Origin of the sequence: Massilia sp. Mn16-1_5, from assembly GCF_004798585.1 — a bacterium.
Lineage (GTDB): Bacteria > Pseudomonadota > Gammaproteobacteria > Burkholderiales > Burkholderiaceae_D > Telluria.
Window position 1 is genome coordinate 65,073 of record NZ_PPXQ01000001.1, and the last position, 21,406, is coordinate 86,478.

Sequence of the window (21,406 nt, forward strand, 5' to 3'; positions counted from 1 at the left end):
TCAATCACGTAGCCTGGGCTGGCCGCAGGCCAGCCCAGGATGCAACGCCGGCACCATTGCTGGCGCTGTTATTTCGCCTTCTTGCGCAGCGCGTCCAGCTCCATGCGCAGCGCGCCGCGGTCGCTCTTGGCCTGCGCCAGTTGCGCCTGCACGTCCTTGAGCTCGGCGGCCAGGCTGTCGCGCGCGGTGGTGGCGCCGACCAGTTCCATCTCGGCCGCAAGGCGCGCATCCGATTGCGCCGCCTGGGCGGCCACGCTGCGCTCGAGCTGGGTGCGCAGGTCGGCCAGCTGGGCATCCTTGCCGTCGATCGCCAGCTGGTCCTTGGCCTTGTTGACCAGGGCGTCCATCGCGACCTGGCGGGCGTTGCGCAGTTCGGCGTTCAGGCGTTCGATTTCCTCGGAGCGTTCGTCGGCGGCGGCCTGGGCCGCGTAGCGCGCGCTGTTGGCGCTGTCGAGATCGGCTTCCAGGCGGCTGCCGGCCTCGATCAGCTCGTCCATGTCGCGCTCGAGGCGTGCCATCGCTTCGCGCGGACCGGCGCCGGCTTCCTCGGCATGCTGGCGCGCCCATTTGGCCAGCTCGGCGGCCAGCGCGGCCGGCAGTTCGACCGGCGGCGGTTCCGCCGGCTGCTCGTGTTCGGCGCGCCAGGCGCGCAGGTGGCGGCCGATGGCGCTGGGCGAGGCGCCGTCGAGTTCCTCGACCAGCGCGTCGAGGGTCACGGGCGTGCCCGCCTTGTGCAGATTGGCGGCCGCGTTGGCGACCTCGTCATAGGTAATGTCCTGGCTGCTTGAATCCGTGCTCATTGAATGAAAAGAGGAGGGGTAATGGTCGGCTATGATACGCGAGCCCCTGCCAAGACCGGGAGCCGATACCGGTTGGAAGAGCGTATTCGAGCGCTTGGCGCCCCTGCAGTGTGGCGTGATTGCCTCAGTGTAATATTCTTGGCAAGCTCAAATCCCTGTCGAAAAACTTTACAAATACACGTGTCCGTCTTCCCGCTAAACCCGTAGCTTATTGATTGTCATAAAATATTTCCCAATGGCACGACAATTGCTTATTCTCCAGTGAAATATCTTATGCACAATAATTCTAAAGGGATCAGCATGAAACAGACGATCATCAGCCTGGCCATCGCGGGGGCGGCGTTCTTTACTTCCGGCGCCCAGGCAGGCGTGAGCTTCACCATCGAAAATGGAAAACTGCTCAGCGCAAAAGGCGTCGAGATCGAAGGCCAGAAATACAAAGTCAGCTTTGGCGATTCGTGCGCATCGATGTTTGATGGCTGCAAGAGCGCGCTCTTCGATTTCACGACCCAGCATGGAGCCCTGAGTGCGCTGGACGCGGTATATGCCCAGGTCCTGGTCGATGATGTCCTGATCAATGGCACCCGCTACAACTTCGACAGCAAACCCGAGCTGGTCAACAGCTGCGACAGGCCCGGCTTTTGCGAAATGTGGATACCGTATGCAATCTCGAACGGCAATGTGACCTCGGCATGGTATGTCAATGGAAGCGGTCCCGATTATGTGGGCAGCTTTGCCTGGACTGGCGGTTTCGACTACGGTAATAACCAGAGTTACATGGCATTCATGAATTTCGAGAAGATGGCCGAGGTGCCCGAGCCTGCTTCGCTGGCGCTGCTGGGTCTTGGCTTCGCCGGCCTGGCTTTCTCGAGAAAAAAGAAGCCAGCCTGACATGAAGACGCCAGCGGCAGGCGCTGGCGTGGAAATGCGCGGAACGGCACCTCGAGAGGCCCATTCCGCAGACACGCGCCGTCGCGTGCCGTGTCGCTCGATCAGCGGCCGGTGCCGGTCGTGGTCGAGGTACCGGAGGAGGTGCCGGTGGTGCCCGTGGTGCCGGTCGACCCCGAGGTGCCGGTGGTGCCGGTCGTACCCGTGCCCGTGCCGCTGCTGGAGCCGGTGCCCCACGAACCCGAGGTGCCCGAAGGCTGGCCGGTAGTGGTGGTGCTCGGGGTGCTGCCGGTGACGCCCGTGGTCGGGTTGCCGCGCTCGGTCATGGCGCCGCTGCCGGTGGTGCCCGAGGAGCTTGCGCCCGAGGTGCTGTCCATCGAGTTGGTCGATTTGCAGGCGGCCAGGCCCAGGCCCAGCGAAGCGGCGACGATGACGGTGGTGATGGTGCGTTTCATATTCTTTTCCCTCCATATTGGTTTGAGGCTTTCATCATGCGAGCGCACGTTTGCCGCCACCATAGGAAGGGAGCGACAATATGTGTAGGAGTTACCGGACAGTCAATGTCCGGTGTAACCACAGGTCAGCGCCGTTCGCCGCCGCTGGTGCTATCGGAGGTGTTGGCCGGGGTTGCTCCAGTTGCGCTGGTGGAACCTTTGACGTCGGCATTCGCCGCCTCGGCGCCGCCGCTGGTGCGCGCAGTCCCGCCCGCGCCGCTGCCGGTCATGGCGCCCGCGCCCTCGGTCGATCCGCTGCTGTTCATGCCGCTGTTCATGTTGCTGCAGCCCGCCAAGCCAAGCCCGGCAACGAACAGCATGCAGGTGGTCAGGTGCTTCATGGTCGCTCTCCCGTTGTGAATACGGGTTCATCATGCGACCGGGCGCGCAAGGGCGCCATAGGCCATCAACTGACGGCCTTGTAGGACGGGCCGGACAGCGTCAGCGCTGCGCGCCGATCCACTCGACCAGGGCGTTCGATACCAGCGGGCGGCTGTAGAAGTAGCCTTGCCCCTTGGCACACGCCTGGGCGCGCACGGCGTCGGCCTGGGCTTGGGTCTCGATGCCTTCGGCCACCGTGTTCATGCCCAGGCTCTGCGCCACCTTCACGGTCGCTTCGATCAGCACCCGGTGGTGGTGGCTGGTGTCGGCCTTGCACACGAAGGAGCGGTCGATCTTGACGGTGTCGACCGGCAGCAGGTGCAGGCTCGACAGCGAGGAATAGCCGGTGCCGAAGTCGTCCAGCGCCAGTTTGATGCCCAGGCCCTTCAGCTCGTGCAGGCGCACCTGGATGTGTTCGTCCTGGGCCGCCAGGCTTTCGGTGACTTCGAGCTGCAGGCTGGCGGCGGGCATGCCGGTGCGCGCCAGGATGGCGGCCACCTTGGCCGTCCAGGCGGGCTGGGCCAGCTGGGCGCGCGACAGGTTGACGGCCATCAGGCGCGGCGCGGCGTCTCCCAGCTGTTCGCGCCAGCGCATGAAGTCGCGGCAGGAGCGTTCCAGCACGAAGTCGCCGATCGCGTCGATCAGCCCGCATTCCTCGGCCACGCCGATGAAGTCGAAGGGCGGCACCAGGCCGCGCACGGGATGCTGCCAGCGCACCAGTGCTTCCACGCCGGCCGAATGGTCGGTCGAGCCGTCCGGATTCAGGCCGACCACCGGCTGGTACATCACGAACAGCTGTTCCTCGGCCAGCGCCGTGCGCAGCTGGGCCTCGATGTCGGCGCGGCGCGCGGCGCGTTCGCGCATCGCCGCTTCGAACAGTACGTGACGGGCGCCGCCGGCGCGCTTGGCCTCGACCATCGCGATGCTGGCGTCGCCGATCACGGCGTCGGCGTCGCGGCCGTCGGCGCCGCCGTCCCAGAACACACCGATGCTGGCGCGGCACGCGACTTCGTGCCCGTCGACCTGGTGCGGGCGCGCCAGCGCGTCGAGCAGGCGCAGGGCCAGGCGCTCGGCTTCGTCGGGATGGCGCAGGCCGTCGAGCAGCACGACGAATTCGTCGCCGCCCAGGCGCGCAACCAGGCCGGCGCCGCCGGCCGCCGGGTCGATGCGGCCATTGGCCGGCAGGCCGCCGGCGCGCATGCGGTCGGCCAGCGCCGCCAGCAGGCGGTCGCCGACCCCGGTCAACAGGCGGTCGCCCGCGCTCTGGCCCAGGGTGTCGTTAATCTGGCGGAAGCGGTCGCAATTGATGAACAGCAGGGCAAAACGATCTTCGCTGCCGGTGCGCCCGAGCAGGGTCTGCAATTGCTCGACCGCGGCGGAGCGGTTCGGCAGCCGGGTCAGCGCGTCGGTGCGCGCGGCGCTGCGCAGGCGCCGGCGCAGGTTTTCCTGTTCGCGCTGGATCTCCAGGGTGGCATCGGTGATGGCCGCCATCAGGCGTTCCGGATCGAGCTTCAGGAGGCTGATCGACAGCACCTGGGGCGCGCCCGGCGCGCTGTATTCGGAGCCAAGGGGCACGCGCAGCGCCTCGCAGACCACGCCCGAGGGCTGGTCGAAGCCGTCCGCCATCTGCTTGAGCTGGGGCGCAACGTCCTCCAGTGTGGCGAACAGGTTGTCCAGCCCACCGTCGCGCGCGAGCGGCATCAAGAGGCTCGAGGCCATCGGGTTGAGCATCTCGACCGCGCCGTCGAGGTTTGTTTGAACGAGGCCAATCGGGGCGCGGTACAGGAACTGCACCAGGGCCTCGTAGGCGTCGATCTGTTCAACCTGCATGGCGGCTTCGCTGTGGAGTGTCTGCATGGTGGGTCAGTTCGGGAGTCCAGGAAGCGACGCGGTTGCGGCCCTGCGCCTTGGCGATGTACAGCGCCTCGTCGGCGCGCTTGATCAAAAGGTCGATGTTGCCTTCGGCGGTGGCGTCGAGCACGGCGACCCCGGCGCTGACAGTGTACGCAATCTCCGCGCCGTCGGCCGCCACCAGCCGCGTCGAGACGGCCAGGCGCAGGCGTTCCGCGCTGGCGAGCGCCTGGTCGATGCCGGTCGAGGGCAGCAGCACGGCGAATTCCTCGCCCCCCAGGCGCGCCACCGTGTCGACGGCGCGGAAGGTATCGCGCAGGACGTTGGCCAGGTCGCACAGAACGCGGTCGCCGGCCGGGTGGCCGTAGCGGTCGTTGACCTGCTTGAAATGGTCGGCGTCGAACACGATCAGTGCCAGCGAGCGCGGAGTATGGGCGGCGCGCTCGAGTTCCAGCTCGGCTGCCTCGAAGAAGGCGCGGCGGTTGGCCAGCGAGGTCAGGTGGTCGCAGAAGGCCGCTTGGCGCCGCTTCTCGGTGGCGGCGCGCTTGTCGCTGATGTCGCGCAGGATCAGGCAGTAGGCCGGGGCGCTCGGATCGTCGCCGAAGGCTTCGCGATCCGGCAGCGGCGCGATCAGCGCGCTGCACCAGAACTGGCTGCCGTCGGCGCGCAGGCGCAGGCCTTCGTCCATGCTCCAGCCGTTGGCGTCGGCCTCGCGCAGTCGGTCGAGCAGGTGCTCGCCCGTCATCGCGTCGGGTGGATAGAAGATGGAATAGGGCGAGCCGACGATGTGCTCGCCGAAGCCGGTCACGCGCGCGATGCTGTCGTTCCAGTCGCACAGGCGGCCCTCGCGGTCGATCGCGGCCAGCGCGTAGTCGCTGATGCGGGTCAGGATCGCGTTCAGCCAGGCGTCGCTCTGGCGCAGCTGGCGTTCGCGCCGCACCTCGGCCGTCACGTCCTGGATCACGGCCATGATGCGCGCTTCATCGAGCTTGAGCAGGGTGAAGGAGAGGATCTGCGGCACCCCGCGCCGCTCCTCGGCGCGCAGGTGGATATGCAGGCCTTCGAACACCATGCCGTTCGGCTGCGGATACTGGGCGCACTGCAGGCGCAGGCCGGGCGCCACGCCTTCCAGCGCGGTGAACAGGTTGGTAAGGCAGCCGTCGGGCGACAGCGGCATCAGGAGCTGGGCCGAAATCGGGTTGATCATCACGATCTCGCCGTCGATGCCCGCCTGCACCAGCCCGACGGGGGCCAGGTACAGGAACTGCATCAGGGCTTCGTGCTCGGCGCGTAAACTTTCCACGCTATCGTCGAAAGGCATCACCGGCGCTGCACGAGGACGTAGCGGGTGGTGCTGTCGGCGCTGGCCAGCAGGCGCAGCTTGACCTTGATCGGGCGCATGCGCAGGGTCAGCACGTAGTCGATGGTGTCGTCGAGTTCGGACGCGTCGAAGGCGGCGTCCTCGAAGCGCTGGGCCACCATGAAGTTGTTCAGGCAGGGGGCGACGTTGGTGAACAGCGGCTCGCCGATGACGCGCTGCGGCGACAGGCCGGCGGCCTGCGACTCGAAGGCGTTGTAGCGCTGCACCTTGGCGTCGGCATCGAAGCCGATCACGCCGAAGTCGAGCGCGTCGAGCTGTTCGGGGCTGCTGGCGTCGAGGATGTCGGCCAGGCCGCGCGCGTCGAAAGTAGGGGTAGCACTCGTCATGGTTTCTCCGCCTTATGAATTGATTGATTTGAGGAAACAAATGTTGGCACGTGAACGTCCGAGTGTCAATCGAACGCGCCACTTTGTGTCACAAATTGGCTGCGGTTGACAGAATAGCCCGGCCGCTGCACCATCGCCAGCCCTGATTCGTGCGAAAGTGACAATGGCAGAGCTGTGGCATCCCGCCTGGTGGCGTATTGACGAAATCCTGGCGCGCCTGGTGCGCGACCTCGTCGCAGCCGAGCTTGCGGCCGCGCGGCCCGGGCGCAGCCTGCCCGCCGCCGCGTCCTGGGCGCGGGACATCGACCTCGCCGCCGACCTCGGCGCCGATTCGCTCGACCTGATGGGCGCAGCCACCAGCCTGGCCGACCTGCTCGGTTTTGCCCGCGCCGGGATGGAGGATGCCCTGCTGGCGCAAACGCGGCTCACTGACTGGGTCGCCACGGCCCGCGCCAGCCTCGCGCGCGACGACACGCTGCTGACCTTCCGCACATCGGGGAGCGCCGGCAGCCCCAAGCGTTGCGCGCATTCGCTGGCGCACCTCTGGCGCGAGGTCGACGAACTGGCGCGCCTGCTCCCAGGCCGGCGCCGCGTCCTCACGGGCGTGCCGGCCCACCATATCTACGGCTTCCTGTTCACGGTGCTGCTGCCGCAGGCAGGGCAGTGTGCGCTGCCGGTGCTCGACCTGCGCGGCGCCTCGCCGGCAACGCTGGCGGCGCAGCTGGCGCCGGGCGACCTGGTGGTGGCCCATCCGGATTTCTGGAACGCGGTAGCCGCACTGTCCCCGCGCTTGCCCGCAGACGTGGCCGGCGTCAGCTCGGGCGCGCCTTGTCCCGACGCCACGGCCGATGCCCTGGCGGGCGCCGGACTGCGCCTGCTGCAGGTCTACGGCAGCTCCGAGACGGCCGGCGTCGGCACGCGCGAGGCGGCCGGGGCGCCGTATCGCCTGCTGCCGTACTGGCGGCGCGGGGCAGCCGAGAACACGATCGAACGTGGGGACGAACGCTTTAGCCTGCAGGACCGGCTCGAGTGGCTCGATGCGCAGCACTTCCTGCCGCGCGGCCGTATCGACCAGGCGGTGCAGGTGGGCGGCACGAACGTGTATCCGGCTTACGTGGCCGAGGTGCTGGCGCTGCATCCGGCAGTGCGCGAATGCGTGGTGCGCGCGATGCGGCCCGACGAAGGCGCGCGCCTGAAAGCCTTCGTGGTAGCGGCAGACGGCCATGCCGCGGCGGATTTGCGCGCAGAACTGGATGCCTGGATCGCCGAGCGCCTGACGCCGCCCGAACGGCCCGCCGCGTACTCCTTCGGTCCCGCGCTGCCGCGCCAGCCGGGCGGCAAGCCGGCCGACTGGGTCATCGACGCCTGGGCCTAGGGGGCTTCCGGACACGGCGGCCGCGCTATGTCTGTTTCCGCACTGAACGAAGTTGTACGCGGCCGTATTCTGGTGCTGCGGCTCGGGTAAAGACGCCTGGCCGCTTTCCGGAATGTACGATATGAAGACCACGCCCAGCCCCGCCGATACCGAAACCGCAATGCAAGGGGAGCCGGCGCGCTCCCGCGAACGACGCCGCAGGCCGCCCCTCTCGCTGGCCGCCTGGAAACAATTTGTCCATGTAGCCAAACCCTACTGGCTGGAAGAAGAAAGGACCCGCGCCTGGTGCCTGCTGCTGGTCCTGATCGTGCTGATGCTGGTCGAGACCAAGGCGGCCGTCATGCTCAACGACCAGGCCGGCGAGATGACGTCGGCACTGGCCGCAAAGGACGGCGGACGCTTCTGGGCCTCGGTACGGGCCTGCCTGCTCGTGCTGGCCTTCGCCGTTCCGGCCTACGCCTTCTATTACTACATGCGCGACGTGTTCGCGAACCAGTGGCGGCGCTGGCTGACCGGCCGCTTCCTCGACGGCTACCTGAAAGGCCGCAAGTACTACGCGCTCGGCGGCGACAGCGAGATCGACAACCCCGACCAGCGCATCAGCGAGGATGTGAATACCTTCACCGGGCGCTCGATCCACTTCCTGCTGATTTTCCTCGGATCGATCATGCAGCTGGTCGCCTTCAGCGCCGTGCTGTGGTCGATCTCGCACATCCTGGTTGCCGTTCTCGCGGTGTATGCGCTGGCCGGCACCGTGATCGCGCTCTGGGTCTTCGGCAATCCGCTGATCCGGATGAACTTCTGGCAGCTGCGCTGCGAGGCCGATTTCCGTTTCAGCCTGATGCGGGTCCGCGAAAACGCCGAATCGATCGCCTTCTACCGCGGCGAGGGGCAGGAGCGCGCCCACATCAACAGCAAGTTCGAGAAGGTGATCCAGAACTACGCGCGCCTGATCAGGAAGCAGCGCTCGCTGAACCTGTTCCAGCGCACCTTCAGCCAGCTGACCCTGGTGCTGCCCGCCGTGATCCTGGCCGACGCCGTACTGACGGGCGAGCTCGAAGTGGGGCGCGCCATCCAGGCGGCCGGCGCCTTCACGGCGGTGCTCGGTGCGGTGGGCGTCATCGTCGACAACTTCGAGAGCCTGAGCCGCTTCGTGGCCGGCATCGACCGCCTGCAGGCCTTGTCGCGCCTGTTGCTGCCGGAGGCAACGCATGCCGGCGCGGGCGCACAGGAGCCGCGCATCGCACGCCGTCCGGGCGCACACCTGGCACTCGAAGCGCTGACCCTGCATCCGCCGCAATCCGAGCGGGTGCTGATCAGGGAGCTGGACCTGGTCCTGAAGCCAGGCGACGCGCTCTTCATCACCGGCGACAGCGGCTGCGGCAAGAGCTCTCTGCTGCGCGCGATTGCCGGCCTGTGGAGCCGCGGCAGCGGCACCATCCAGCATCCGCCGGCCGAGGATTTCTTCTTCCTGCCGCAGCAGCCCTACCTGCAAACCGGCACGCTGCGCAGCCAGCTGATTTACCCGAGCGCGGACTCGGATCTGGACGATACGCGCTTGCTCGAGATACTCGACGAGGTGCATTTGCCGCACCTGGTCGAGCGCGTCGGCGGGCTGGACGCGATGCAGGACTGGGAAAAGCTGCTGTCGGTGGGCGAGCAGCAGCGCCTGGCCTTTGCCCGGGTGCTGGTGCACGAGCCGCGCATCGTGATCCTGGACGAAGCGACCAGCGCCCTCGACGCCGGCAACGAAGCCTCGCTGTATGCGCGCCTGCGCGCCAGCGGCGCGACGCTGATCAGCATCGCGCACCGCGCCGCTGTGCTGCGGCACCACACGCACGTGCTGCACCTGAAGGGCGAGGGGGAGTGGGAGGTGCTGGAGGCGAAGGATTACCGCTTCGACGTGGCGGCGGCGGATGCGACGGCGCCAGCACGTGCTCCTGTTGCGGCGATGGTGTCGTGAAAACACATGCGCCGCGTAGTGCTCGCCGTTGACGCGGGCATGCCCGCCCTACGGTACGCACCGGTCGACAACGTGAACAATGTTGGCGGTCGTGTAACGTAGGGCGGGCATGCCCGCGCGGGAACGGGTGAATTGACGCGGCGTTGAAACAAGCCTATTGCGCCGGCACGAACACGGGTGCCGGCGGGGGCTGCGTGGCGGTCGGTGCGCCATCCGCACGCGGGTGTTCCTCGCCTTCCACGTCGTCGGTGAGATAAGGCTGCTCCGGCGCCGCCGGCGGCGCCAGCTCGACATCGATCCCCCGGTACTGCGGCGACTCGGCAAACTCGGTGTAGACCCAGTCGTCGTTCTCGCGCACCACGCCTTCCGGCTGTTCGCGCTCGACCTGCGGCTTCTTCGCCAGCGCCACCTGCATGTAGTCCATCCAGATCGGCAGCGCCAGGGTGGCGCCGAACTCGCGCCCGCCCAGCGAACGCGGCTCGTCGTAGCCCATCCAGGCCACCGCCACCACGTTGGCGCCGTAGCCGGCGAACCAGCCGTCGATGGCGTCGCTGGTGGTGCCGGTCTTGCCGGCGATGTCGGTTCGGCCCAGGCGCTTGGTAGCGGCCGCGCCGGTGCCGTAGCGGGTCACGTCGCGCAGCATCGAGTCGGTGACGAAGGCGTTGCGGGCGTCCAGTACGCGCGCGCTGTCCTGGCGCGCCTGCGGCGGCTTGTTCTCGACCAGCACGGTGCCGTCGCCGTCCTCGATGCGCGCGATCAGGTAGGGCTTGACGCTGTAGCCGCCGTTGGCGAAGACGGCATACGCGCCCGCCATCTGCAGCGGCGTCACGGCGCCGGTGCCGAGGGCCAGGGTCAGGTTCTTCGGATGGCGCGCCAGATCGAAGCCGAACTTGCCGAGGAAGTCGTGGGTGTAGGGCACCTCGAGCGCGCGCAGCAGGCGCACGGTCGGCACGTTCTTCGAATGCGCCAGCGAATAGCGCATCGTGATTGGGCCGTCGAAGACGCCGTCGTCGTTCTGCGGCGACCAGTCGGCGCCCGCGTTCTCGCCCGGCATGACGAGTTCCTGGTCGAGGATCAGGGTGCCGGGGTTATAGCCTTTTTCCACCGCCGCGGAATACACGAAGGGCTTGATCGCGGAACCCGGCTGGCGCCAGGCTTGCGTCACGTGGTTGAACTTCTGCAGGTTGTAGTCGAAGCCACCGACCAGGGCCTGGTAGGCACCGGTATCGGCGTCCAGCGCTACAAAAGCGGCTGCCACCAGCGGCACCTGGGTGATGCCCCAGCTATCCTTGATCTTACTGATGCGGACCACGGCGCCAGGCGCGATGCGCTGGGCTTCCTTTGCCTTCTCCGACAGGCCGGCGGCCGCGAACTTCAGGCCGGCGCCCGTGATCGTGATCACGTCGCCGTCGATGTTCTCGACCTTGACCAACTTCGGCGAGGCCGCGACCACCACCGCCGGCTCGAGGCCGTCGCTCGACGGACGCTTCTGCAGCGCTTCGACGATGGCTTCCTCGCGCTCTTCCTTGTCCTCGGGGAGCTCGATGCGTGCTTCCGGGCCGCGGTAGCCGTGGCGGCTGTCATACGCCAATACATTGCGCCGCACCGAATCGTAGGCCGCTTCCTGGGCCTTGGAGTCGATGGTGGTGATCACCTTGATGCCGCGCGTGTAGCTCTCTTCGGCGTACTGGGCGAACACGGCCTGGCGCGCCAGCTCGGCCACGTACTGGGCGTGGGTGCCGAATTCCTGCGGCTTGGAGTGCACGCGCAGCGGTTCGGCCACGGCCTGCGCATACTGCGCCTCGTCGATGTCGCCCAGGTCGCGCAGGCGCCGCAGCACCTGCTCCTGGCGCACCTTGGCGCGCTTCGGATTCACGGCCGGGTTGTGGCGCGAGGGGTTCTGCGGCAGGCCGGCCAGCATCGCCACCTCGGCGACCGTCAGCTGGTCGAGCCGCTTGCCGAAGTAGCTGCGCGCGGCGCTGGCAAAGCCGTAGGAACGCTGGCCCAGGTAGATCTGGTTCATGTACAGCTCGAGGATCTGGTCCTTGGTCAGGGCGTCCTCGATCTTGTAAGCCAGCACGATCTCGTTCAGTTTCCTCGACAGGACCTTTTCCTTGGACAGGAAGAAGTTGCGGGCCACCTGCATCGTGATGGTCGAGGCGCCGCCCGAGCCGAAGCCGCCCATGACGTTGCTCTTGACGGCGCGCGCCGCGCCCATCCAGTCGATGCCCTTGTGTTCGTAGAAGCGCGCGTCCTCGATGGCGAGGACGGCTTTCTTCATCATCGGCGGAATCTGGGCGATCGGCACGAAGTCGCGGTGCTCCTCGCCGAACTCGCCGATCAGCTGATTGTCGGCCGTGTAGATGCGCAGCGGGATCTTGGGCTTGTAGTCGGTGACGGCGTCGATCGAGGGGACGTTCGGCACGATCGACATCAGGAACCACACGGCGACGCCGGCGATGGCGAGGACGATGCCGGCGAGGATGAAGAAAATGAAACCGCGTTGCCTGTTCGGCACGCTGCGAAGGGACTTGGTCAAGACGGTGTTCTCCTGCTATGGACCGCGCAAAAGGCAGGCCCGGCGGCGCATTATAATCCGCTTTCTTTCGCTCTCCGCATATGCCATAGTCACGCCTTCAGGCCGGCTTAAGACTGGCCAAGAATTCAGCCACTAGGAATACGATGCCCTACGATCCTGCTCCCGCGCCCGTCAAGCCCTACATACCGGCGACGGCCAACCTCCCCGAATTCACCATCCGCGCCCTGGTCATGGGCGTCGTGCTGGGCATGGTGTTCGGCGCTTCCTCGCTCTACCTGGTGCTGAAAGTCGGCCTGACGGTCAGCGCCTCGATCCCGGTGGCGGTCATTGCCATCACCCTGTTCGGCATGTTCAAGAAGATGGGCGGGCGCGAATCGACCATCCTGGAAAACAGCATCACGCAGACGGCCGGTTCGGCCGGCGAATCGCTCGCCTTCGGCCTGGGCGTGACCATGCCGGCGATTATGATCCTCGGCTTCGACCTCGAGATCTCGCGCGTCATGCTGGTCGGCGTGCTGGGCGGCCTGCTCGGCATCCTGATGATGATCCCGATGCGCCGCACCATGATCGTCGACGCCCACCGCGAACTGAAGTACCCCGAAGGCACGGCCTGCGCCGAGGTGCTCAAGGCCGCCGCCACCGACACCTCGCGCGCAGCCGCCGGCGAAGTGCGCGAAGCCGGTTCCGACGCTGCGCGCGACGCCAAGCGCCGCGCCGCCGTCATCTTCGGCGGCTTCGGTCTCGGGCTGCTGTATAAAGTCGCGAACGTCTCGTTCAAGGGCTGGAAGGACGTCGCCAACTTCGAATTCGGCGCACCATTGAAAGCGGGTTCCGCCGGCGCCGAGATTTCGCCGGAGCTGGTCGGCGTCGGCTACATCATCGGCCCGCGCATCGCCTTCACGATGGCGGCCGGCGGCGTGCTGTCCTATCTGATGCTGATCCCGATGATCAAGTTCTTCGGCGAGCTGCTCACCGTGCCGCTCTCGCCCGGGACCATGCTCATCAAGGACATGTCGCCCGACGACATCCGCGACGCCTATGTGCTGTACATCGGCGCCGGCGCCGTCGCCGCGGGCGGCCTGATTTCGCTGGTGCGCTCGCTGCCCTCGATCTGGAAGGGTCTGAAGGGCGGCCTGGCCGGCATGGGTGGCGCCAAGACCGCGGCGCGGGCAACGCAGCGCACCGACCAGGACATCCCCTTCAAATGGGTCGCGATCGGCTGCCTGGCCATCATCGCCATCATCACCGTCGCCACGCCGCTGCACATGAACCTGCTCGGCGCGCTCTTGATCCTGGTGTTCGGCTTCCTGTTCGCGACCGTGTCCTCGCGCCTGACCGGCGAAGTCGGCTCCTCCTCGAACCCGATCTCCGGCATGGCCGTGGCCACGCTGCTGTTCACCTGTCTGATCTTCCTGCTGATGGGCTGGACCGGCGGGCGTTACTACGTGACCGCCTTGTCGGTGGGCGCCATCGTCTGCATCGCCGCGAGTAACGCCGGCACCACGTCGCAGGATTTGAAGACAGGTTTCCTGGTCGGCTCGACGCCCAAGCTGCAGCAGTACGCGATCCTGTGCGGCGCCTTCGCGTCGGCGCTGATCCTCGGGCCGATCCTGCTGAAGCTGAACGACGCCGGCACCGTGTATGTGCCGGCGGCCCAGGTCGCGCCCGGGATTACCGTGGATGCGTCGAAGCTGACCGAGACGGCGCAGCTGCAGGGCCCGCAGGCGGCGAGCGACAGCAAGACCTATAAGGTCTGGCGCAAGACGGATACGGTCGGCGGACCGGAAGGCAAGTACCTGGTGGGCGAGGACGGCAAGCTGGCCTACCTGGTCGACCCGGGCATCAACGGCCACCACCACACCCGTCCGGACGGCACCGAAGTCAAGAAGTACGACGCGCCCAAGGCCGTGCTGATCTCCTACATCATCAAGGGCATCCTCGACCAGCAGCTGCCGTGGACGCTGGTGCTGTTCGGCGTGATGATTTCGGTGGTGCTGGAAATGGCCGGCATCCAGGCGCTGGCCTTCTCGGTCGGCGTGTACCTGCCGCTGGTGTCGACGCTGCCGATCGCGGTGGGCGGCGCCGTGCGCTGGGCGGCCGACCGCCGCAACAACAAGCTGCCGCAGTACGCCAAGCTGAACGAGGAAGAGCGCGTCGCCGCGGGCGACCGCAGCTGGGGCACGCTGCTGGCCTCGGGCTACATCGCCGGCGGCGCGCTGGCGGGCATCATCATCGCGATCACGGCGGGTGTCATGACCAACTTCGACAGCATGATGGCGAAGTGGGCGGAGGCCTCGAATCCGTTCTTTGCGGGGCCGAATGCGGACGCGCTGTCCTTGATCCCGTATGCGGCGATCGTGCTGCTCTTGTATTGGGTGGCGCGGGAGAAGCCGCAGCGGTAAGTGAAACGGGCGCTTTTATAGCGCCCGTTTTTGTTTGGATGCGCGTGGTTCGAGACAGTGATCCCGCGTGCGCACGAGTGCGCACCCTACGCGGCGGTACTTTTCGGTAGGGTGCGCACTTGTGCGCACGCGGACTCACCGATTGAACAGAGGCGCTTAAACAAACGCCAGATCGTGCTGCCGAATCACGTTATCGAGCCACTCGTCCGTGTGGCTGAACCTGAACCCCAGCTGCGCGGCGCGGCTTGTGTCGAGCACCAGGGCCTCCGGCGAATCGAAGGGCGACAGGACACCCGGCGCCATGCCCGCGACTTGCTGCGTCCGCGCCGGCGCATCCAGCACGTCCGCCACGCGTTCGTACAATGCATGCGCCGACAGCGCGCCGTGCGAAGCCGCGTTCACCGGCCCGGTAAAGTCCTGCGCACCCGCCCAATCGAGAAATGCCGCCGCCTCCTGTGTGCCAAGGAAGGACAGCTGCGCCCGCGCATCCGTATAGCGCAACGCCATGCCGGAGCGCAGCGCGTCCACATACCAGGACAGGCGTCCCGTGAATTCCTCCGGCCCGCCCAGCACGTGCGCCAAGCGCGCGGTGACCAGGGGCAGGGAGCCGTCGCGGTACAGATAGGCCTCGGCCTGCACCTTGCCGGCGACGTAGCTTTCGACGGCGCGCTTCGGGTCGTGCCAGGAGTACCCTGTATCGATGCGCTGGGCCAGCACCGCCAGGTCTGATTCGCGCAGTGCACTCGAAGAGGGCTGAACGCCGCGGTAGACGTCGATCGTGGAAGTCATCACATAGCGTCCGACCTTGCCGGCGAAGGTGCGCACGGCGATGGCCGCGTCCAGTGGGCTGTAGCACATCTGGTCGAACACGAGGTCGTAGCGTTTGCCGGCGAAGGCGGCGCGCATCGCGGTCTCGTTGCGGCGGTCGACGCGGATGCGGTCGATGCGGCTGCCGAACGGGTCGGGGGCGTAGCCGCGCGTGGCGATCGTCACCCGGTGGCCGGCGCGCACCAGGCGCTGCACCAGCAGCTTGCCGAAATAGCGTGTTCCGCCGATCACCAATATATCCTTGTGCATGGCTTCTCCTTGACGAATCGGATATATTTTGTGCTCAGCAACAAATTCGCACAACCGAGAAAAAGTGAGCGCTATGAATAAGAATAATTTATGCATGGAGGCGCGATGAAGCCGCTGCGCAGCCTGTCCGGGCTCATCGATTTCGAGTGTGCGGCGCGCTGGGGCAGCTTCAAGCTGGCCGCGCGCGAGCTGCACAAGACGCCGGCGGCGGTCAGCCTGCAGGTGAAACAGCTGGAGGAGGCGGTCGGCTTTCCGCTGTTTGTGCGTCACCCGCGCCACATCGCCCTGACCGCCAAGGGGGAAGAGCTGTCGATCGCCGTGGGCCGCATGCTGGCCGACCTGCGCGCGAAAGTCGCGGCCCTGCAGCGCGGCGACGAGGAATCGGTGCTGCGCATTTCGACTACCCACTCGTTCGCGATCAAGTGGCTGGTGCCGCGCATGCACCGCTTCACCAAGCTGTATCCGGAGCTCGACATCCGCATCGATTCGAACGACGCCCCGGTCGACCTGGAAGCCGACACCACCGACGTCGCCGTGCGCTATGGCCCGGTGCGCGACGGCGATCCGTCGACCCTGTTCCGCGAGCGCCTGGTGCCGGTCTACAGCCCCGAGCTGCTGGCGCCTGGCCAGGCCGAGCTGACCCTGGCCGACCTCGGCAAATGGCCGCTGCTGTGCGAGAAGTCGCCCGAGCGCTGGCTGCAGCTGCTCAACGAGAACCGCGCCCTGAAGGGCGATTACGACTTTTCGCGCGCCTACAGCCACTGGGGCGTGCTGGTGCAGGCGGCCGTGGCCGGGCAGGGCGTGGCCCTGGTGCCCTACGGGATCGCCTGCCAGGACATCGCCTCCGGCGCGCTGCGCCAGATCGCCTGCAAGAGCGCGCGCTTCGAGCAGGGCTACCGCTTCCTCGCCAATCCGCACAAGGAAAACATGGGCAAGGTGCAGCGCTTCCGGGCCTGGATCGAGGAAGAGATGGCGCAGATGGAGCTGGCGCTGGACAGGAAACCGAAGAAGGCATAAAAAAACGGCAGCCGCGGCTGCCGTTTTTTATGGTGCGTAGAAGATTACTTCACGCCGTGCATCAGCTTCTGGATCAGCGGTGCGATCAGGAACAGCAGGATGCCGCCGCCCACCAGCGACCAGAAGCCGAAGGTGTAGCCGTCCAGTGCCGAAGCGATCGACATGCCCGATTCGCCCGAGACGTGCGACGCGAAGATGCCCGACAGGTTGTTGCCGATACCGGTCGACAGGAACCAGCCGCCCATGCCCAGGCCGACCAAGCGCACCGGCGCCAGCTTGGTGACCATCGACAGGCCGATCGGCGACAGGCACAGCTCGCCCACGGACTGGATGAAGTAGACGGTGAACAGGGTCCAGAACGGGATCTTGTTGTCCATGTCGACCAGGCTGCCCAGCGCGAACATCAGCAGGCCGAAGGCCAGGCCGTTGAAGATCAGGCCGAGGCCGAACTTGCGCGGGATCGACGGGTTGGCATTGCGCTTGCCCAGCATCACCCAGATCGCGGCGATGATCGGTGCGAAGATGATGATGGCGATCGAGTTCACGCTCTGGAACCAGGCGACCGGGAAGATGAAGCCGTTCAGGTCGCGGTCGACGATCTGGTCGGCCAGGAAGGTGAAGGAGGAACCGGCCTGTTCGAAGAACATCCAGAACAGGATGTTGAAGGCGAAGATGATCATCATGGCGATGGTCTTGTCGCGCGCGACCTTGCCGTTGCGGATACCTTCGACCATCAGCATCAGCGCCAGGGCGATGAACAGCACGGTCAGGATCACCTGCAGGGTGTTGGCGCCGAGTTTCAGCAGGAAGTACACGCCCGGGATCACGATCACGCTGCCGATGATGACGGCCAGCGGACGGCCCATGCCTTCGGCCTGCGGCTCCGGACGGCCGATGCCGGCCAGGCTGCGGCGGCCGATGTAGAACCACACGAGGCTGATCAGCATGCCGACGCCGGAGGCGAAGAACACGACCTTGTAGGCCGGGGTGCTGCCGTCGCCCAGCTTCTGCGCCAGGATCTGGGTCAGGATCGGGGCGATGAAGGCGCCCGCGTTGATGCCCATGTAGAAGATGGTGAAGCCCGAATCGCGGCGGGTATCGTTCATGGCGTACAGCTTGCCGACCATGGTCGAGATGTTCGGCTTGAACATGCCGTTACCGACGATGATGGTGGCCAGGCCCAGCTTGAACAGGTCCTGGTTCGGGATCGTGATCATGAACAGGCCTGCCGCCATGAAGACTGCGCCGATCAGGATCGAGCGCTGGTAGCCGATCACGCGGTCGGCGATCAGGCCGCCGAAGACGGCGCCGGCGTAGACCAGCGCGAGGTAGGAACCATAGGTCAGGTTGGCGTCGGCCTGGCCGACGGCCGCGCCGCCGTAGAACTGGGCGACGATGTAGAGCACGAGGGCCCAACGGATGCCGTAGAAAGCGAAGCGTTCCCAGAATTCGGTCATGAACAGCATCCACAGCGGTGCTGGGTGCCCCATGATCTGTTTGAACTCTGGAATGACGGCTTCTTTGCCGGGTGTAACTGCTGCACCGCTCATGCGGGTCCCTCCGAAAATAGAGTTTTGAGAACGACTGTTTTATGGAAATGGCGGATATACAGACATTTCCAGCTGGGACGCATTTTAGAGGAATTTGCTTACCTCAAGAAAAATTTTTGTCATTGTGGTAAACACGCGCGCGGATGGTGCGCCAAAGCACCGTGGCGTTGCCTGATTGCACAATTGACGCGCAGCGCAGGCGTCTCACGCGCCTTTGTCGTATATTGGTGAAACCGCCAGCACTATTTCCGGAAGCCTTTATTCCATGTGCATGTGCGTATCTAGAATAAGGAAGACCTGCATGAACTACGAAGTCATCGATACCCTGATTTCCCCTGAAGGCCGGCTCGAAGTGCTGTCGAAGGCCGAGGTGGCCAAGCTGCTCGATACCAGCCAGGGCGGTCTCTACAATATTTTCCGCAAGTGCGCGCTCGCGGTCCTCAACTGCGGCAGTTCGATCGACGACGGCAAGGAACTCCTCGAGCGTTACAGCAGCTTCGACATCAGCATCATCCAGCGCGAGCGCGGCATCAAGCTCGACATCCGCGGCGCCCCGGCCATCGCTTTCGTCGACGGCAAGATGATCAAGGGCATCCACGAGCACCTGTTCGCCGTCCTGCGCGACATCGTCTACGTCCACTTCGAAGTCACCGACAACCCGAAATTTAACCTCGCCAAGCCGGAAGGCATCACCGACGCGGTGTTCCACATCCTGCGCAACGCGAACATCCTGCAGCCGCAGCGCAATCCGAACCTGGTGGTGTGCTGGGGCGGCCACTCGATCAACCGCATCGAGTACAACTACTCGAAAGAGGTCGGCTATGCCCTCGGCCTGCGCGAACTCGACATCTGCACCGGCTGCGGCCCGGGCGCGATGAAGGGCCCGATGAAGGGCGCCGCCATCGGCCACTCCAAGCAGCGCCTGCACGGCGGGCGCTACCTCGGCATCTCGGAACCGGGCATCATCGCCGCCGAGTCGCCGAACCCGATCGTCAACGACCTGGTCATCATGCCGGACATCGAGAAGCGCCTGGAAGCCTTTGTCCGCACCGGCCACGGCATCGTCGTGTTCCCGGGCGGCGCCGGCACCGCCGAGGAGATCCTGTACATCCTCGGCATCCTGCTCCATCCGGACAATGCCGAGATGCCGTTCCCGCTGGTGTTTACGGGGCCGGCCACCGCACGCGAATATTTTGAACAGATCGACGGCTTCATCGGCCACACGCTGGGCCCGCGCGCCCAGGCGCGCTACAAGATCATCATCGACGACCCGGACGCGGTCGCGCGCGAAATGCATGCGGGGATCAAGCTAGTGCGCGAGTACCGCAAGGAGAAGAGCGACGCCTATTACTTCAACTGGCGCCTGAAGATCGATCAGGAATTCCAGAAGCCCTTCAAGCCGACCCACGAAAACATGCGCAACCTGTCGCTGCACAAGAACCAGGAAACGCACCTCCTGGCGGCGAACCTGCGCCGCGCCTTCTCGGGCGTCGTGGCGGGGAACGTGAAGGAAGAGGGCATCCGCGAGATCGAGAAACACGGCAAGTACGAGATCCACGGCGACCCCGACATCATGGGGCCGATGGATGCGCTGCTGGCGTCGTTCGTCGAGCAGAGCCGGATGAAGTTGCCGGGCAAGGCTTACGTCCCTTGCTACACGATCGTCCAGTGAGGTAGGGTGGGCGCCCCGTGCCCACCAAAACGATGCGGCAACGCGGCGCATGCTTTCGGTGGGCACGGGGCGCCCACCCTACAAAAACGGGACGCCTTGGCGTCCCGTTTTTTCATCCGATCAAGCGATCAGTCTTCTTTCCGCAGGTGCGGGAACAGCAGCACGTCGCGAATGTTCGGCGAATCCGTCAGGATCATGATCAGGCGGTCGATGCCGATACCGCAGCCACCGGCCGGCGGCATGCCGTATTCCAGCGCGCGGATGTAGTCGGCGTCGTAGTACATCGCCTCCTCGTCACCGGCATCCTTGGCTTCGACCTGCGACAGGAAACGCGCGGCCTGGTCTTCCGGGTCGTTCAGCTCGGAGAAGCCGTTGGCGATCTCGCGGCCCACCATGAAGAGCTCGAAACGCTCGGTGATGCCGGCGCGGGTGTCGGAGGCGCGTGCCAGCGGCGAGACTTCGACCGGGTAGTCGATGATGTAGGTCGGTTCCCAGAGCTGCGCTTCGGCCGTCTCTTCGAACAGGGCCAGCTGCAGCGCGCCCAGGCCGGCGGTGGCGAAAGGCTTGACGCCGAATTTCTTCAGCTCGGCCTTGATGAACTCCGCGTCGTCCAGCTGCGCGGCCGTGTAGTGCGGCGCGTACTTGTTGATCGCCTGGACGATGGTAAGGCGGTGGAAGGGCTTCGACAGGTCCAGCTCGCGGCCGCCGTAGCTCAGCACGGCCGTGCCCTGGGCGTCGATCGCGGCCTGGCGGATCACGGCTTCGGTGAAGTCCATCAGCCAGGTGTAGTCGGTATAGGCCGCGTAGAACTCCATCATCGTGAACTCGGGGTTGTGACGGATCGACACGCCCTCGTTACGGAAGTTGCGGTTCACTTCGAAGACGCGGTCGAAGCCGCCGACCACCAGGCGCTTCAGGTACAGCTCGGGCGCGATACGCAGGAACATTTGCATGTCGAGCGCATTGTGGTGGGTGATGAAAGGCTTGGCCGCGGCACCGCCCGGGATCGGGTGCAGCATCGGGGTCTCGACTTCCATGAAGCCGTTCTTTTCCATGAAGCGGCGCATCGACGACAGCGCGGCGGTACGCGCTTTAAACGTGCGGCGCGTCTCTTCGTTCATGATCAGGTCGACGTAGCGCTGGCGGTACTTGGTCTCCTGGTCCGCCAGGCCGTGGAACTTGTCCGGCAGCGGGCGCAGCGACTTGGTCACCAGGCGCAGGGTCGTCACCTTGATGGTCAGCTCGTCGACCTTGGTCTTGAACAGCGTGCCTTCCACGCCCAGGATGTCGCCCAGATCGTAGTGGCGGAAGGCTTCCATCGCCGCTTCGCCGGTCGCGTCCAGGGTCACGTAGATCTGGATACGGCCGTCGGCCCGCACGCCCGACGAATCCTGCAGCGTGGCGAACGCGGCCTTCTTGCCGGCTTCGCGTTTCAGCATCATACGGCCGGCCAGCACCACGGGAATAGCTTTCTCTTCCAGCTCTTCACGGGTCAGGCCGCCATACTGCTCGACCAGGTCCGCCGCCTTGTGCTGGGGCTTGAAGTCGTTCGGGAAGGCGACGCCTTTTTCACGGATGGCCGCCAGCTTGGCGCGGCGCTCGGTCATGATCTTGTTCTCGTCGGTCGCAGCAATTACCGGCGACGTGTTCTCTTGGTTTTCCGTAGTCATGGTGGATTCAACTCTTGTTG

16 protein-coding genes are annotated in these 21,406 nt (G+C 65.8%); 6 read left to right on the forward strand and 10 right to left on the reverse strand.

Going from position 1 to position 21,406, the window contains the following annotated elements; translation table 11 throughout:
- Positions 1-68: 68 nt before the first annotated feature.
- The gene (locus tag C2862_RS00300; RefSeq protein WP_136218125.1) at positions 69-800 is read right to left on the reverse strand and encodes a DNA-binding protein; all 732 of its coding nucleotides are present in this window, start codon (positions 798-800) and stop codon (positions 69-71) included.
- A 300-nt stretch (positions 801-1,100) separates the two neighbouring features.
- Here C2862_RS00300 and C2862_RS00305 point away from each other — a divergent pair, with 300 nt between their 5' ends.
- The gene (locus C2862_RS00305; protein ID WP_136218126.1) at positions 1,101-1,691 is read left to right on the forward strand and encodes a PEP-CTERM sorting domain-containing protein; all 591 of its coding nucleotides are present in this window, start codon (positions 1,101-1,103) and stop codon (positions 1,689-1,691) included.
- 101 nt (positions 1,692-1,792) lie between these two features.
- Here the strand turns inward: C2862_RS00305 and C2862_RS00310 are convergent, their stop codons facing one another.
- The 5 genes from C2862_RS00310 to C2862_RS00330 form a co-directional block, all read right to left on the reverse strand.
- Entirely contained in the window at positions 1,793-2,143 is a 351-nt protein-coding gene (locus C2862_RS00310) for a hypothetical protein (protein WP_136218127.1), read from the reverse strand.
- Positions 2,144-2,268: 125 nt separating this feature from the next.
- Positions 2,269-2,523, reverse strand: coding sequence for a hypothetical protein (locus tag C2862_RS25465; RefSeq protein WP_210735821.1), 255 nt, complete (start codon positions 2,521-2,523; stop codon positions 2,269-2,271).
- Positions 2,524-2,623: 100 nt separating this feature from the next.
- Positions 2,624-4,420, reverse strand: coding sequence for a bifunctional diguanylate cyclase/phosphodiesterase (locus C2862_RS00320; protein ID WP_229467222.1), 1,797 nt, complete (start codon positions 4,418-4,420; stop codon positions 2,624-2,626).
- Positions 4,383-5,717, reverse strand: coding sequence for a sensor domain-containing diguanylate cyclase (locus C2862_RS00325; protein ID WP_229467223.1), 1,335 nt, complete (start codon positions 5,715-5,717; stop codon positions 4,383-4,385). Before C2862_RS00325 ends, C2862_RS00320 begins: the two co-directional genes overlap by 38 nt.
- 17 nt (positions 5,718-5,734) lie before the next feature.
- On the reverse strand, positions 5,735-6,121 hold the full coding sequence (locus C2862_RS00330; RefSeq protein WP_136218129.1) for a phosphonate transporter: 387 nt from the start codon (positions 6,119-6,121) through the stop codon (positions 5,735-5,737).
- A 163-nt stretch (positions 6,122-6,284) separates the two neighbouring features.
- Here C2862_RS00330 and C2862_RS00335 point away from each other — a divergent pair, with 163 nt between their 5' ends.
- Both C2862_RS00335 and C2862_RS00340 read left to right on the forward strand, forming a co-directional pair.
- Positions 6,285-7,496 carry an AMP-binding protein gene (locus tag C2862_RS00335; RefSeq protein WP_136218130.1) on the forward strand — a complete coding sequence of 404 codons (1,212 nt, stop codon included), beginning with the start codon at positions 6,285-6,287 and terminating at the stop codon, positions 7,494-7,496.
- 121 nt (positions 7,497-7,617) lie between these two features.
- On the forward strand, positions 7,618-9,459 hold the full coding sequence (locus tag C2862_RS00340) for an ABC transporter ATP-binding protein/permease (protein ID WP_229467224.1): 1,842 nt from the start codon (positions 7,618-7,620) through the stop codon (positions 9,457-9,459).
- Positions 9,460-9,613: 154 nt separating this feature from the next.
- Here C2862_RS00340 and C2862_RS00345 read toward each other — a convergent pair whose 3' ends face one another.
- The gene (locus C2862_RS00345) at positions 9,614-11,998 is read right to left on the reverse strand and encodes a penicillin-binding protein 1A (protein WP_229467225.1); all 2,385 of its coding nucleotides are present in this window, start codon (positions 11,996-11,998) and stop codon (positions 9,614-9,616) included.
- 143 nt (positions 11,999-12,141) lie between these two features.
- On the opposite strand from C2862_RS00345, the gene C2862_RS00350 reads away from it, so the two are divergent.
- On the forward strand, positions 12,142-14,400 hold the full coding sequence (locus C2862_RS00350; protein ID WP_136218131.1) for an OPT family oligopeptide transporter: 2,259 nt from the start codon (positions 12,142-12,144) through the stop codon (positions 14,398-14,400).
- Between the two features lie 156 nt (positions 14,401-14,556).
- Here C2862_RS00350 and C2862_RS00355 read toward each other — a convergent pair whose 3' ends face one another.
- Entirely contained in the window at positions 14,557-15,477 is a 921-nt protein-coding gene (locus C2862_RS00355; protein ID WP_136218132.1) for an NAD-dependent epimerase/dehydratase family protein, read from the reverse strand.
- Between the two features lie 105 nt (positions 15,478-15,582).
- On the opposite strand from C2862_RS00355, the gene C2862_RS00360 reads away from it, so the two are divergent.
- The gene (locus C2862_RS00360; RefSeq protein ID WP_136218133.1) at positions 15,583-16,494 is read left to right on the forward strand and encodes a LysR substrate-binding domain-containing protein; all 912 of its coding nucleotides are present in this window, start codon (positions 15,583-15,585) and stop codon (positions 16,492-16,494) included.
- A 44-nt stretch (positions 16,495-16,538) separates the two neighbouring features.
- On the opposite strand, the gene C2862_RS00365 is transcribed toward C2862_RS00360, so the two are convergent.
- Entirely contained in the window at positions 16,539-18,044 is a 1,506-nt protein-coding gene (locus C2862_RS00365) for a peptide MFS transporter (RefSeq protein ID WP_136218134.1), read from the reverse strand.
- A gap of 301 nt (positions 18,045-18,345) precedes the next feature.
- Here C2862_RS00365 and ppnN point away from each other — a divergent pair, with 301 nt between their 5' ends.
- Positions 18,346-19,716, forward strand: a complete 1,371-nt coding sequence (gene ppnN / locus C2862_RS00370) for a nucleotide 5'-monophosphate nucleosidase PpnN (RefSeq protein WP_136218135.1) — start codon at positions 18,346-18,348, stop codon at positions 19,714-19,716.
- A 128-nt stretch (positions 19,717-19,844) separates the two neighbouring features.
- Here ppnN and lysS read toward each other — a convergent pair whose 3' ends face one another.
- Positions 19,845-21,386 (reverse strand): lysine--tRNA ligase, encoded by a 1,542-nt coding sequence (lysS, locus tag C2862_RS00375; RefSeq protein ID WP_136218136.1) that lies wholly within the window; start codon positions 21,384-21,386, stop codon positions 19,845-19,847.
- Between the last annotated feature and the right edge of the window lie 20 nt (positions 21,387-21,406).

What these genes read in the sequence shown, in the direction of transcription:
- C2862_RS00340 (WP_229467224.1), top strand. Translation starts at nt 7,618, where the DNA reads ATGAAGACCACGCCCAGCCCCGCCGATACCGAAACCGCAATGCAAGGG.
- C2862_RS00320 (WP_229467222.1), bottom strand. Translation starts at nt 4,420, where the DNA reads ATGCAGACACTCCACAGCGAAGCCGCCATGCAGGTTGAACAGATCGAC.
- C2862_RS00360 (WP_136218133.1), top strand. Translation starts at nt 15,583, where the DNA reads ATGAAGCCGCTGCGCAGCCTGTCCGGGCTCATCGATTTCGAGTGTGCG.
- C2862_RS00310 (WP_136218127.1), bottom strand. Translation starts at nt 2,143, where the DNA reads ATGAAACGCACCATCACCACCGTCATCGTCGCCGCTTCGCTGGGCCTG.
- C2862_RS00350 (WP_136218131.1), top strand. Translation starts at nt 12,142, where the DNA reads ATGCCCTACGATCCTGCTCCCGCGCCCGTCAAGCCCTACATACCGGCG.
- ppnN (WP_136218135.1), top strand. Translation starts at nt 18,346, where the DNA reads ATGAACTACGAAGTCATCGATACCCTGATTTCCCCTGAAGGCCGGCTC.
- C2862_RS00305 (WP_136218126.1), top strand. Translation starts at nt 1,101, where the DNA reads ATGAAACAGACGATCATCAGCCTGGCCATCGCGGGGGCGGCGTTCTTT.
- lysS (WP_136218136.1), bottom strand. Translation starts at nt 21,386, where the DNA reads ATGACTACGGAAAACCAAGAGAACACGTCGCCGGTAATTGCTGCGACC.
- C2862_RS00335 (WP_136218130.1), top strand. Translation starts at nt 6,285, where the DNA reads ATGGCAGAGCTGTGGCATCCCGCCTGGTGGCGTATTGACGAAATCCTG.
- C2862_RS00300 (WP_136218125.1), bottom strand. Translation starts at nt 800, where the DNA reads ATGAGCACGGATTCAAGCAGCCAGGACATTACCTATGACGAGGTCGCC.
- C2862_RS00365 (WP_136218134.1), bottom strand. Translation starts at nt 18,044, where the DNA reads ATGAGCGGTGCAGCAGTTACACCCGGCAAAGAAGCCGTCATTCCAGAG.
- C2862_RS00330 (WP_136218129.1), bottom strand. Translation starts at nt 6,121, where the DNA reads ATGACGAGTGCTACCCCTACTTTCGACGCGCGCGGCCTGGCCGACATC.
- C2862_RS00355 (WP_136218132.1), bottom strand. Translation starts at nt 15,477, where the DNA reads ATGCACAAGGATATATTGGTGATCGGCGGAACACGCTATTTCGGCAAG.
- C2862_RS25465 (WP_210735821.1), bottom strand. Translation starts at nt 2,523, where the DNA reads ATGAAGCACCTGACCACCTGCATGCTGTTCGTTGCCGGGCTTGGCTTG.